The organism is Ruegeria sp. L11, from assembly GCF_056531755.1.
In genome coordinates, this window is the sequence record NZ_JBQFMI010000003.1 from 114,177 (window position 1) to 127,191 (window position 13,015).

The window sequence follows — 13,015 nt, forward strand, 5'->3', positions numbered from 1 at the left end:
CTTGATCACCCGTCTTTATGATTGGGCCAGCCCTCAGTGCGGGAACGGCCAGAGTCTGAGTTTCTCTTTCGCAACGCGCCACAACTGTGCCAGACCGTGGGGTTCCAGGATCAGGAACATGATGATCAGCGCGCCCACGATCACCAGCTGAAGATGGGCAACGATATCGGTCGGCCAACCCAGAAGATCGACGCCAACCAGTTTGAGCAGAACCGGCAGCAGCACGAGGAAGGCCGCCCCGGCAAAAGATCCGAAAATCGAGCCTAATCCGCCGATAATCACCATAAACAGCACCAGGAATGACTTCTGAATGCCGAATGCTTCGCCCACCTCGACCGCGCCGAGATAGACGGCAAAGAACAAGGCCCCTGCGATGCCCACAAAGAACGAGCTGACAGCGAAAGCGCTGATCTTGGCTTTCAACGGGTTCACCCCGATGATTTCGGCGGCGATATCCATGTCGCGGATCGCCATCCATGTCCGCCCGGTCGTGCCGCGGGTCAGGTTGCGCGCAATAATCGCGCTGAAGGTCAGGAAGATCAGGCAGAACAGGTAGGTCGCCCAGGCCGGGGCGTTCGGGCCCGAGATGATGATGCCGAACACGTCACGCTCGGGCGCGTTGATCTGACCCGAGGCCGAGTAGTTGTAAAACCACGGCACCCGGTTGAAGAGCCAGACCAGAAAGAACTGTGCCGCAAGCGTGGCCACCGCCAGATAGAACCCCTTGATCCGCAGGGAAGGCAGGCCGAACAAGACGCCTACAATCGCTGTGATACCACCAGCCAACAGGACATGAATGAACATGCTGACATCTGGAAATGCGGTCATCAACTTGTAGCAGGCATAAGCACCCACCGCCATGAAACCGCCTGTACCAAGGCTGACCTGCCCGCAATAGCCCACGAGTATGTTCAATCCGATCGCCGCGATGGCATAGATCAGAAAGGGCAGCAGCAGGGCGTTTGCCCAATAGTCGTTGATGATGAACGGAATGATCCCAAACGCCACCGCCAGAACGACATAGTACCGGTACCGGTCGAACTTGATCGGGAAAGTCTGGCTGTCATCCACGTAGGAGGTTTTGAAATCTCCGGCCTCACGATAGAACATCTGTTACTTTCCCCATTCTTCCTGCGCCCGGTTTCGGGTCGCGGCGTCCAGCTGGCTGGACCCTTTGGCATATCCGCTCGCCTCAGAGGCGCGCACCAGTTTCAGGTAGGCCAGAACACCCATGATCAGACCGGCAAAGGCCAGGATCGCGGCAATCGTCAACTGGCTGTCAGTCAGGTCATTCGAGGTCAGCGCGATATAGCCAAAGGCCCAGAACCCCGCCCATGCGATCACGTTGATGATGGCGATCAGCTTGGTCATGCGTTACACCCTCTCAATGATCTTCTCCCCAAACAGACCCTGCGGTCGGAACACCAGAAAGATCAGCGCCAGCACATAGGCGAACCAGTTTTCGGTCGCGCCGCCGACCAGCGGGCCAATCGAGAATTCGAACAATTTCTCGCCTACTCCGATGATCAGACCGCCGACGATGGCACCGGGGATCGATGTGAACCCGCCCAGCATCAACACCGGCAGCGCCTTGAGCGCGATCAGCGACAGCGAGAACTGTACGCCCGATTTGGTGCCCCACATGATCCCCGCGACCAGCGCCACGAACCCGGCCACCGACCAGACCATGACCCAGATGAAGTTGAGCGAGATCCCGACCGAAAGTGCCGCCTGATGGTCATCCGCCACCGCGCGCATGGCCCGGCCCTGCTTTGTGTACTGGCTGAAGGCCACCAGTGCCGCCACCAGAAGCGCCGCAATCACGGTTGCCACGATGTCGAGGTTGTCGATGAAGAAGCCATAGCCGAAGATGTTAAAGGTGACCTCGTCTATCCACAGGTTGATGCCCTGCGGCAGACCCACATCCAGCGTCTTGATCTCGGAGCCCCACATCAGGTCGGCCACGCCTTCAAGGAAATAGGCCAGACCGATCGTGGCCATGAACAGGATGATCGGCTCCTGCCCAACCAGATGCCGCATGACAAAGCGCTGCACACACCAGGCCAGCAGAACCATCACGCCCATTGTCAGGATGATCGCCAGCAGGGCGGGGATGTTCCAGCCGAAGTTATAGACATGAGTGCCGAAGGTCGCGTTGATCAAATGCGCGAAAGGCACCTGCCCGTTCATGATCCCGACCAGTGTCATCGCCGCAAACAGGGCCATAACCCCTTGCGCGTAATTGAAAATCCCGGATGCCTTGTAGATCAGCACAAAGCCCAGCGCGACCAGCGCATAAAGCACCCCGGCCATCAGACCGTTAAGGATGACCTCCGTGGCAAAAATTAACTGCTCAGGCATATGTGCCTCCCCGGATATCTGCTTTGGTCTCAGTCATGGCTGACCCCCAGATAGGCGTCGATGACTTCCTGATTGTTGCGCACCTCGTCGGGTGTACCGTCACCAATCTTCTTGCCGTAATCCATCACGACCACGCGGTCGCTCAGGTCCATCACCACGCCCATATCGTGTTCGATCAGGGCGATGGTGGTGCCGAATTCGTCATTCACGTCGAGGATAAAGCGGCTCATGTCCTCTTTCTCTTCGACATTCATGCCCGCCATCGGTTCATCCAGCAGCAAGAGCTTTGGCTCTGCTGCCAGTGCGCGAGCCAGTTCGACGCGTTTTTTCAGGCCATAAGGCAAGCGCGCAACGGGCGTCTTGCGGATGTGCTGGATTTCAAGGAAATCGATGATCTTCTCGACCGCCTCACGGTTTTCAACCTCTTCCGCCTCGGCCTTTCCCTTCCACCACGCCTGCTGGAGGATGTTGGTCTGCATGAAGTTCAAGCGCCCGGTCATGACGTTGTCCAAAACACTCATCCCCTCGAACAGGGCGATGTTCTGGAACGTCCGCGCGATTCCCTGCTGCGCCACCTCAAAGGGGCGCATGGGCGGGCGTTTTGATCCGTGGAACCAGACCTCGCCCTCCTGCGGGACATAGAACCCCGAGATAACGTTCAGCATCGACGATTTCCCGGCCCCGTTCGGCCCGATGATGGCGCGAATCTCACCCTCGCGAATATCGAACGAGATATCCTTGATGGCCACGACGCCGCCAAAGCGCAGGGTGATGTTCTTCATCTCCATCACCACGCCGCCGATCTTGCGACCGTCTTCGGTGACATATCCTTCGGCGTTATCCAGCATCAGTCACTCCCTGACTTGCGCAAAAACGGGATGGCGGGCGTGGCGATGGCCGCAGGTCGCGCGTTGCTATGGCGGCCCTCATTCCGCTGCCACCTTGTGCTGCGCAACCGGTACAACCGGCGCGTCCACGATTTTCAGCGTCGCGCTGATCGCTCCCTTGCGCCCATCTTCATAGGTCACTTCGGTCTTGGTCGACACGCTTTCGGACCCGTCATAAAGCGCCGCAATGATGTCTTGGAACTTCTCTTCGACAAACCCGCGCCGCACTTTCCGGGTGCGCGTCATCTCACCATCATCAGCGTCCAGTTCCTTGTGCAGAACGACAAAGCGATGCACCTGGCAACCGGACAGCATTTCATCAGCTGCTACCGATTTGTTGACCTCTTCCACATGCGCCTTGATCGTCTCTAACACACGCGGATGCCCGGCTAGTTCCTGATAGGACGCATAGGCCACGTTGTTACGTTCCGCCCAGTTGCCGACCGCCGTCAGGTCAATATTGATGAACGCCACGCAGCGATCCTTGCCGTTTCCGAACAGAACGACCTCGAGAATATCGGGGTAGAATTTCAGCTTGTTCTCGACATATTTCGGCGCGAACATGGACCCGTCGGCCATTTTGCCCACGTCCTTGGCGCGGTCGATGATCCGCAGATGGCCGCTGCTTTCCTCGATAAATCCGGCATCACCCGTTGCCACCCAGCCTTCGGCATCTTTGGTCGATGCCGTGGAATCCGGGTTGTTGTAATATTCGACAAACACGCCGGGCGAGCGGTAGTGGATCTCGCCCTTGTCGTCGATCCTGATCTCGACATCCGGCGCGGGAACGCCAACCGTATCGGCCCGAACCTCGCCATCCGGCTGTACGGTGATGAAAACGGTTGCTTCGGTCTGACCATAAAGCTGTTTCAGGTTGATGCCCAAAGATCTATAGAAATCAAAGATTTCCGGTCCGATCGCTTCACCCGCTGTATAGCCAACCCGGAACCGGCCATAGCCCAGCGTATCCTTGAGCGGCCCATAGACCAGCAGGTTACCCAGCGCGTATTTCATCCGGTCGCCAAAGCCGACGGGTTTGCCATCCAGCAACTTGCCACCCACCTTTTTGGCATGCGCCATGAAGTGATGGAACATGCGCTGCTTCAGCTTGCTCGCATCCTCCATCCGGATCATTACATTGGTCAGCTGGCTTTCAAACACGCGCGGCGGGGCGAAGAAATAGGTCGGCCCGATTTCGCGCAGATCGGTCATCATCGTGTCGGCGCTTTCCGGGCAGTTTACGCAGAACCCGCACCAATAGGCCTGACCGATGGAAAAGATGAAATCCCCGACCCATGCCATTGGAAGGTAGGAAAGGATATCTTCATCTCGGGTCAAATGGTCGAAGATCGCCGAGTTCTTGGCGCTTTCGATCACGTTGCGGTTCGACAGAACCACCCCCTTGGGCTTGCCCGTTGTGCCCGAGGTATAAAGCATGACGCAGGTGTCGTTATAGGTGATCTCAGAGATGCGCGTGTCCAGCTCTGCATCAAGCCGCTGATGTCCTGCCTGACCTTCGGCCATGAGGTCTTCCAGCGCGTTCATCTGGCTGTGGTCGTATTTCCGCATCCCACGCTTGTCGGTGTAGAGGATGTGCTTGATCTGGTGCACTTTTTCCTGAATCTCGATGACCTTGTCGACCTGTTCCTGATCACCGCAGACGACATATTTCGCGCCGCAATGCTCCATCACATAGGTCATCTCTTCGGCGACTGCGTCCTGATACAGAGGCACCGGAATTGCACCGACCATCTGTGCTGCGACCATGGTCCAGTAATGTGCTGGCCGGTTGCGTCCGATCACGGCAATATGGTCACCGCGCTCAACGCCAATTTCAAGAAATCCAAGGGCGAGCGCGCGAATTTCCTTGGCCGCTTCAGCCCAGGTCCAGCATTGCCAGATCCCAAATTCTTTTTCCCGATAGGCCGGGGCATCCCCGAACTGGGTCGCGTTGCGGTGTAGAAGCGCCGGAAGGGAATGCAACCCTTCGGCGCCCGACTGCGTCTGAGCCAATCTTTTTCTCCTCCCCATCCGGCCTCCTCAAAGCCGGAAATGGCGGATCCGGGAAAGCCCCCGGATGCCAGTGCCCCGATTTGGGACACTCGCACGATCAGCGTCAACTTTTTCCTGATGTTTTCTCAATTCTTACGAATTGTAACAGGTGCAGAGGGGTGATGTTACGTTTTGTACAATATGAACATGTCGGGCTATTGAACGGTTATGCGCTGCACAGGTTGTTATGCGGGTTCGACGAACAGGACGAAAATTGCGAAGAGGCACAACCAGAAGAGAGAGCAACTGCGCCATCTATTAATCTCAGAACGACGCGAAAATTGTCTCTGAAATCACAAACCTGCAACAACCACAGCTTCCGTTTTTCGCCACGGATAGCTGGACATTACCTGCTATCTATTCAAAGTGAGGCGACTTACAATTCATTTGAGGACAGAAGGTTGGGACTCAGGCGATTTTTCAGGCGGCATTTTCGCGCGCAAACTCATACTCCAGCGCAAAATCAGGAATACCAAGCAGGTGCCGGGCACCCTCTTTACAACTATGTTTGCGATTTTCCAGCTTTGGATCTAATTCGTGAGTTCGCCGAACCCAATCCGAAAGCAACAGACGGGGTGGTGACCAACTTTCTTGGCGTCAGAATTGAACCACGTGTGATGTCCAGCATCCTGGAACCCCTGGCAGGCAAGGTAGAACCTATTCCCGATCCGGGCAATTGGCATGCCGACATCGCAGAATGGGCGGCAACGCTTCTGTCTGTGAAAGAGGCCTCAGGTACTTACCGGATTATTGAACTTGGTTGCGGTTGGGGATGCTGGCTAAACAATATGGGCTTCGTCGCCAAAAAGAGAGGATTGAGTGTCGACCTGATCGGTATCGAAGGTGACAGCTCTCATCTGGAAAACGCCGAGCGCACGTTTCAACTGAACGGCTTCAACCCAAGTGAGTACCGCCTTGTCAATGGGGTGGCCGCCAGCAAAGAAGGCATCGCGCTTTTCCCAAAATACGAAGAGGCGCACGAAAACTGGGGCGCAGAGCCGATTTTCTATCCGGACGAAAAGGTTCTGGCCGAATCCCGCGCCAAAGGTGACTATACAGAGCTGAATTGTTATACGCTTGAAACCCTGTCTAATGGCGAAGCTGTCGATCTGCTACACATCGATATTCAGGGCTCGGAGCTGGACTTTGTGCAGAGCAACTTCGACGGCATAGAAAATCTTGTAAAGCGCGTGTTTATCGGAACGCACTCTCGCTATCTTGAAGGCGCTTTGCAGGAGTTTTTCCTGACAAAGGGATGGACGCTCGAAATGGACCGCCCCGTGATTCACAGGTTGATCGAAGGTCGGCCACAGATCGAAATTGATGGCGTGCTGCTGTTCAAAAACCCGAACCACGACAAGCTACCGCTTCATTGACAGAAATGCGGTTTGCGTCTGGCGTTTGGCGCTATTGGTTTCTTGTGACGGTGCGGGAATGCCGCGCCGTCCGATGACCGTCTGTATTTAGCAGCCGCATCATCTTTTACATTATACAGATATCCAGATTAGCTTTGACCTATAAGTGGTATCCGGTAGCCTTGGGCTTTACCGTACCAAACAGGTCCTGTGTGCAGCAGGGACGCCGGACCGGCAAACAGAATTCGACCTTCGGCAGGTTGGCGCGGTTACTGATACTTAGCTTTTAATGCTGCTTTTTTAAAACGACCAACAGATGTTGAGCGCAACGTGTACAGCAACCCCAAAAGTTTCGTGTTCAAGGGCATTGTCTTATCGCGGTAAACGAGACTTGCCTCATAGGGCTTGTTGGCGTCGCAAAGCTCAATGATTTCACCTGCGGCCAAAACCATCTCTTCCATCAGGGTTTCTGCGGCTTCCGCCTTGCTTGCCTCATCCTCGGAAATTGTTTTGTCTCTTTGGGACTTTCGCCGGAAATCCACAATGGCAGCGGGCACGTATTCAGTGACCCGATTTCTGAATCGCGTCACGTCAGAGCCATTGGCCTGAGTGCCGTCCGATTTGGTGTAGGAGTTGTAATCACCGTATAGGGCCAGGATCGTGCTCGTCTGGTGAAACAAAAGATCTTGCCGTGCAAAATCGAGTTCGACATAGCGATCAATTCGGGCCTGCTCTTCGATCATGACCGATACTGCAGTCTTCGCATCATCTGCTTTGGCACTATGAACCGCCAAAACAAATAAGGCCAAAATCAAAACAATCCTGGACACCCAAAGCTTTCCAACTCGACTTGCAATCATAACGAGGTACTCCTTCACCATTGAGAAAGCACTCGAACACTACCACAAATCGGCAAATAAATCCGCCAAGCCGAAATTCGGGCCGTTAGCGCCTGACGCCTTTTGAGCCCCTACAACCAATCCCGCAGGATCGGGATCAGGGGCACATCCGCGGCCGGCATGGGGTAATTGCGCAGGTCATTTGCGCGGACCCATTTCAGCGCCTGCCCCTCTTTCGACTGTGGGATGCCCTGCCATTTGCGGCAGGCGAACAGAGGCATCAGCAGGTGGAAATCATCATAGCTGTGGCTGGCGAAGGTCAGGGGGGCGAGGCACGAGGCCCAGGTATCGATGCCCAGCTCCTCGTGCAATTCGCGGATCAGGGCGGCCTCGGGGGTTTCGCCGGGTTCGATCTTGCCGCCGGGAAACTCCCAAAGACCGGCCATGGATTTACCCTCGGGGCGTTGGGCCACCAGCACCCGGCCCTCGATGTCGATCAGGGCGACAGCTGAAACCAACACGGTTTTCACGAGCGGTAATCCGCGTTGATCTCGATATATCCATGCGTCAGATCGCAGGTCCAGACGGTGGATTTGCCCGCGCTCAGGCCCAGATCAACGGCGATGACCAGATCCTGACCTTTCATATAAGCGGCGGCTGCGTCTTCGCTGTAATCGGGGCTGACCCAGCCTTTTTCGGCCACAAGGATGTCGCCGAAAGAAATGCTCAGCAGGTCGCGATCCGCCGCGGCACCGGATTTACCGATGGCCATGACGATACGACCCCAGTTCGGGTCTTCGCCCGCGATGGCGGTTTTGACCAGCGGAGAGTTGGCGATGGCAAGGCCGTGGATCTTGGCGTCAGCGTCTGTTGCGGCCCCTTTTACGCGGATTTCGACGAATTTCGTGGCACCTTCGCCATCGCGCACCACTTGCTGGGCCAGATCCAGCATCACGGCTTCCAACGCCTCGGCGAAAGCCGCGTTGCCGGTGGCGTCCACACCCGAAGCGCCGGTGGCGCACAGCAGCAGGCTGTCCGAGGTGGATGTATCGCTGTCCACGGTGATGCAGTTGAACGTCCGGTCTGTCTGCGCGCTCAGCATCGCCTGCAACGCTGATTGTTCGACCTGCGCGTCGGTGAAGATATAGACCAGCATCGTCGCCATATCTGGCGCAATCATGCCCGAACCCTTTGCAATCCCCGCAATAGAGACTGTTTTGCCATCAATTTCGACCTGCGCCACGGCCCCTTTCGGGAAGGTGTCCGTGGTCATGATCGCGCGTGCGGCGTCTTCGATCGCGTGACGGCTGAGACCCGCCTTCAGCGTTTCAAGCTTGGCAATGATGCGGTCATGAGCCAGCGGCTCACCAATCACGCCGGTGGAGGAGGTAAAGACCCGCTCGACCGGAACACCTGTCGCCTTCGAGACGGCCTGCGTCACCTCGGCCACCGAGGTCTGACCATAATGCCCGGTAAAGGCATTGGCATTGCCCGAGTTCACCAGGATCGCCGCCGGGCCATCGCTGGGCCCGCCGATCTTGTCCTGACAATCCAGAACCGGGGCGGCACGCGTGGCTGAACGGGTAAAGACCCCGGCCACAGATGTGCCCGGGTCCAGCACGGCCAGCATGACATCGGTGCGGCCCTGATATCGCACGCCCGCCGCGACGGTGGCGAACCGCACACCGTCAATTGCAGGCAAATCAGGGAAGGACGCTGGCGCCAGCGGCGAAACCTTGGTGATCTTGGCCACGGGGATTACTCCTGAATCAGGTCCAGCTGGCGCAGGACTTCGGGTCCGGCACCTTCCAGAGCGGGGCGGTCGATCTGGGCCTGCTGTGTCAGTTCATCGATGCGCGCCTGAATGGCGTCCTGCTGAACAGTTTGCGCAAGCTCTTCGCGCACGGCGTCCAGCGCGGGCGCTTCGGTTTTGCGCTTGTCGTTCAGCTTGACCACATGCCAGCCGAACTGCGTCTGAACCGGGTCGGACACCTGCCCTTTTTCGAGCGCGACCACGGCTGTTTCGAATTCCGGTACCATCTGGCCCTTGCCGAACCAGCCCAGAGCACCGCCATTGGGGCCGGACGGGCCGGTGGAATGCTCGCGCGCGAGCTCGGCGAAATCGGCGCCGTCATCAAGCTGCGCCTTGAGGTCGTTGGCCTGTTCTTCGGTCTCGACCAGAATGTGGCTGGCATCGAATTCGTCTTCACCCGCGAAATCGTTGTACTGCGCGTCGTAGGCTGCCTGAATGGCCTCGTCCGTGACAACGGTATCGGTCAGGGCTGTGACGGTCTGAACCGCCAGAAGAGAGCGTTCTTCATTTTTCAGCCGCAGCGTGTTCAGTTTGTTCAGCCCGTCCTGCTGTTGCCCCAGCAATTGCTGCTGGATCAGCTGTTCCAGCACGAAGTCGTACAATACATCATCTTCGGCTTGCTGGTATTGCGGCGGCAGGGCGGCAACGGTTGCGATCACGTGACCCAAAGTGATCTCATCCCCGTTCACACGCGCCACCACGGTGGAAGCATCCGGCTGTGTTTCGGCGGCCAGCGGCAGGGCCATCATGGCGGTCAGAGCCAGCGATGGCAGAAAAGTGAGGCCTTTGGGCATTGAATCATCCTATTTCCTTGCCGCGGCAGGGCGCAGCGTTGACACTCTGGAACCTGCCGCTTACATCGCTTTGAAGCCTTGGACAGGGCCGCCTTTCACCCCCCGTATCTATGGGTTGCGCGCAAGGTGGGCAAGCCTGTCAAAAACCAAGACAAGAACAGATCCGCTGGAGTGAACATGCTGGGACTCGGAACGCTCGCCAAAAAGGTGTTCGGAACACCGAACGACCGCAAGATCAAGGCGACCCGCCCCCTGATCGAGAAGATCAACGCGCTGGAACCCGAGTTCGAGAAAATGTCCGATCAGGGCCTGATCGACAAGACAGAAGACCTGCGCAAACGCGCGCTGGATGGCGAAAGTCTTGACGATCTGCTGCCCGAAGCCTTTGCCAACGTGCGCGAAGGTGCCCGCCGCGCGCTGGGGCTGCGCGCCTTTGACGTGCAGCTGATGGGCGGTGTTTTCCTGCATCAGGGCAACATCTCGGAAATGAAGACGGGTGAGGGCAAGACACTGGTCGCGACCCTACCGGCGTATCTGAACGCGCTGACCGGCAAGGGCGTGCATGTGGTCACGGTGAACGAATACCTGGCCAAGCGCGACGCGGAATGGATGGGCAAGGTGTTTGCTGCCGTGGGCATGACCACCGGCGTGATCTGGTCGGGCCAGCCTGACGCGGAAAAACTGGCCGCCTATTCCTGCGACATCACCTATGCCACCAACAACGAGCTGGGTTTTGACTATCTGCGCGACAATATGAAGGCCGATCTGGAACAGGTTTACCAGAAGCACCACAATTTCGCGATTGTGGACGAGGTCGATTCGATCCTGATCGACGAGGCGCGGACGCCGCTGATCATCTCGGGCCCGGCGCAGGACCGCTCGGACCTGTATACCGCCATCGATGCGCTGATCCCGAGCCTGACCGACGAACACTACACGCTGGACGAAAAGGCCCGCAACGTGACCTTCACGGATGAGGGTAACGAGTTTCTGGAGCAGCAACTGTTGGCTGCCGGCCTGATTCCCGAAGGCCATTCGCTGTATGACCCGGAAAGCACGACCGTTGTGCATCACGTGAATCAGGGTCTGCGCGCGCACAAGCTGTTCCAGCGCGACAAGGATTACATCGTGCGCGACGGCAATGTTGTTCTGATCGACGAATTCACGGGCCGCATGATGCCGGGCCGCCGCTTGTCCGAGGGCCTGCATCAGGCCATCGAAGCCAAGGAAAACGTGCAGATTCAGCCTGAGAACGTGACGCTGGCCAGTGTGACCTTCCAGAACTATTTCCGCCTTTACGACAAGCTGGGCGGCATGACCGGGACCGCCCTGACCGAAGCAGAGGAATTTGCCGAGATTTACGGCCTGGGCGTGGTCGAGGTTCCGACCAACAAACCGATTGCCCGTGTGGACGAGGATGATCAGGTCTATCGCACCGCCATGGAAAAATATGGCGCGATGATCGAAGAGACCAAGAAAGCCCAGGAAAAGGGCCAGCCGGTTCTGCTGGGGACCACGTCGATCGAGAAATCGGAACTGCTGAGCCAGATGCTGACCAAGGAAGGCATCGCCCATAACGTTCTGAACGCCCGCCAGCACGAGCAGGAGGCGCAGATCGTCGCCGATGCGGGCCGTCTGGGCGCGGTGACCATCGCCACCAACATGGCCGGTCGCGGCACCGACATTCAGCTGGGTGGCAATGTCGAGATGAAGGTGCTGCAAGCGATGGCGGACAACCCCGAGGCTGATCCGTCGGAGCTGCGCGCCGCAGAAGAGGCGCGCCACGCGGAAGAAAAAGAAAAGGTTCTGGCCGCAGGGGGCCTTTATGTGATGGCGTCCGAACGCCATGAAAGCCGCCGCATCGACAACCAGCTGCGCGGCCGTTCGGGCCGTCAGGGCGATCCGGGCCGTACAGTGTTCTACCTGAGCCTTGAAGACGACCTGATGCGCATCTTTGGCTCGGAACGGCTGGACAAGGTGCTGACCACGCTGGGCATGAAAGAAGGCGAGGCGATCATTCACCCGTGGGTGAACAAGTCGCTGGAACGCGCGCAGTCCAAGGTCGAGGGCCGCAACTTCGACATGCGCAAGAACGTACTGAAATTCGATGACGTGATGAACGATCAGCGCAAGGTGATCTTTAGCCAGCGCCGCGAGATCATGTCGGCCAATGACCTGTCCGAGATCGTCTCGGATATGCGCGAGCAGGTGATCGACGATCTGATTGACGAATACATGCCGCCGAAATCCTATGCGGATCAGTGGGATACCGACGGTCTGCATGCGGCGATCAAAGACAAGCTGACCATCGATGCACCGGTTCAGGACTGGGCTGCCGAAGAAGGTGTGGATGACGAGCATGTGCGCGAGCGCCTGATCAAGGCCGCGGATGAGATGATGGCCCAGAAGGCGGTTGCCTTTGGTCCCGAAAACATGCGCAACATCGAAAAGCAGGTGCTGTTGCAGACCATCGACAGCAAATGGCGCGAGCATCTGCTGACGCTGGAACATCTGCGCTCGGTCGTGGGGTTCCGCGGCTATGCCCAGCGCGATCCGCTGAACGAATACAAAAACGAAAGCTTCCAGCTGTTCGAATCCATGCTGGACGGTTTGCGGGAAACCGTGACACAGCAATTGTCGCGCGTGCGTCCACTGACCGAAGAAGAGCAGAAGGAAATGCTGGCGCAGATGGCGGCGCAACAGGCGCAGGCCCAGCAGGCCGTGGACAAGGCCGCAAGCCAGGCCGAGGCCAAGGCCGAAGCTGCGGCGTCAGGCGATGCGCTGCCGGGGTTTGACGAGAGTGATCCGTCAACCTGGGGTAACCCGTCGCGAAACGACCTGTGCCCCTGCGGATCCGGCAAGAAGTTCAAACACTGCCACGGCAGATTGACCTGACGTTAACACCCTTTAATCA

11 protein-coding genes are annotated in these 13,015 nt (G+C 57.6%); 2 read left to right on the forward strand and 9 right to left on the reverse strand.

Annotated features, from left to right (window positions below):
- Positions 1–33: 33 nt before the first annotated feature.
- The 5 genes from ACR0CE_RS08775 to ACR0CE_RS08795 form a co-directional block, all read right to left on the reverse strand.
- Positions 34–1,110: a branched-chain amino acid ABC transporter permease gene (locus tag ACR0CE_RS08775; RefSeq protein ID WP_480482437.1), complete on the reverse strand. Its 1,077-nt coding sequence runs from the start codon at positions 1,108–1,110 to the stop codon at positions 34–36.
- 3 nt (positions 1,111–1,113) lie between these two features.
- Entirely contained in the window at positions 1,114–1,371 is a 258-nt protein-coding gene (locus ACR0CE_RS08780; protein ID WP_209506939.1) for a hypothetical protein, read from the reverse strand.
- 3 nt (positions 1,372–1,374) lie between these two features.
- Positions 1,375–2,361 carry a branched-chain amino acid ABC transporter permease gene (locus tag ACR0CE_RS08785; RefSeq protein ID WP_209506938.1) on the reverse strand — a complete coding sequence of 329 codons (987 nt, stop codon included), beginning with the start codon at positions 2,359–2,361 and terminating at the stop codon, positions 1,375–1,377.
- A gap of 29 nt (positions 2,362–2,390) precedes the next feature.
- Entirely contained in the window at positions 2,391–3,209 is an 819-nt protein-coding gene (locus ACR0CE_RS08790) for an ABC transporter ATP-binding protein (protein WP_209506937.1), read from the reverse strand.
- A gap of 78 nt (positions 3,210–3,287) precedes the next feature.
- Positions 3,288–5,261 (reverse strand): AMP-binding protein, encoded by a 1,974-nt coding sequence (locus ACR0CE_RS08795; RefSeq protein ID WP_480831952.1) that lies wholly within the window; start codon positions 5,259–5,261, stop codon positions 3,288–3,290.
- Positions 5,262–5,422: 161 nt separating this feature from the next.
- On the opposite strand from ACR0CE_RS08795, the gene ACR0CE_RS08800 reads away from it, so the two are divergent.
- On the forward strand, positions 5,423–6,676 hold the full coding sequence (locus ACR0CE_RS08800) for a class I SAM-dependent methyltransferase (protein ID WP_480831954.1): 1,254 nt from the start codon (positions 5,423–5,425) through the stop codon (positions 6,674–6,676).
- 248 nt (positions 6,677–6,924) lie between these two features.
- Here ACR0CE_RS08800 and ACR0CE_RS08805 read toward each other — a convergent pair whose 3' ends face one another.
- From ACR0CE_RS08805 to ACR0CE_RS08820, 4 genes are all read right to left on the reverse strand, one after another.
- A complete protein-coding gene (locus ACR0CE_RS08805; protein WP_480831956.1) occupies positions 6,925–7,536 on the reverse strand; it encodes a hypothetical protein in 612 nt (203 codons plus the stop codon).
- A gap of 89 nt (positions 7,537–7,625) precedes the next feature.
- The gene (gene mutT, locus ACR0CE_RS08810; protein WP_209506934.1) at positions 7,626–8,024 is read right to left on the reverse strand and encodes an 8-oxo-dGTP diphosphatase MutT; all 399 of its coding nucleotides are present in this window, start codon (positions 8,022–8,024) and stop codon (positions 7,626–7,628) included.
- Positions 8,021–9,247: a bifunctional glutamate N-acetyltransferase/amino-acid acetyltransferase ArgJ gene (argJ, locus tag ACR0CE_RS08815; protein ID WP_480831958.1), complete on the reverse strand. Its 1,227-nt coding sequence runs from the start codon at positions 9,245–9,247 to the stop codon at positions 8,021–8,023. The genes mutT and argJ overlap by 4 nt, the downstream gene beginning before the upstream one ends.
- 5 nt (positions 9,248–9,252) lie before the next feature.
- Entirely contained in the window at positions 9,253–10,101 is an 849-nt protein-coding gene (locus tag ACR0CE_RS08820) for a peptidylprolyl isomerase (protein WP_480486985.1), read from the reverse strand.
- A gap of 177 nt (positions 10,102–10,278) precedes the next feature.
- On the opposite strand from ACR0CE_RS08820, the gene secA reads away from it, so the two are divergent.
- On the forward strand, positions 10,279–12,996 hold the full coding sequence (secA, locus tag ACR0CE_RS08825; protein ID WP_480831960.1) for a preprotein translocase subunit SecA: 2,718 nt from the start codon (positions 10,279–10,281) through the stop codon (positions 12,994–12,996).
- Positions 12,997–13,015: the final 19 nt, after the last annotated feature.

Coding starts and splice junctions, on each gene's coding strand:
- ACR0CE_RS08805 (WP_480831956.1), bottom strand. CDS start 7,536: ATGGTGAAGGAGTACCTCGTTATGATTGCAAGTCGAGTTGGAAAGCTT.
- ACR0CE_RS08775 (WP_480482437.1), bottom strand. CDS start 1,110: ATGTTCTATCGTGAGGCCGGAGATTTCAAAACCTCCTACGTGGATGAC.
- ACR0CE_RS08820 (WP_480486985.1), bottom strand. CDS start 10,101: ATGCCCAAAGGCCTCACTTTTCTGCCATCGCTGGCTCTGACCGCCATG.
- ACR0CE_RS08780 (WP_209506939.1), bottom strand. CDS start 1,371: ATGACCAAGCTGATCGCCATCATCAACGTGATCGCATGGGCGGGGTTC.
- ACR0CE_RS08800 (WP_480831954.1), top strand. CDS start 5,423: ATGTTACGTTTTGTACAATATGAACATGTCGGGCTATTGAACGGTTAT.
- ACR0CE_RS08785 (WP_209506938.1), bottom strand. CDS start 2,361: ATGCCTGAGCAGTTAATTTTTGCCACGGAGGTCATCCTTAACGGTCTG.
- secA (WP_480831960.1), top strand. CDS start 10,279: ATGCTGGGACTCGGAACGCTCGCCAAAAAGGTGTTCGGAACACCGAAC.
- ACR0CE_RS08790 (WP_209506937.1), bottom strand. CDS start 3,209: ATGCTGGATAACGCCGAAGGATATGTCACCGAAGACGGTCGCAAGATC.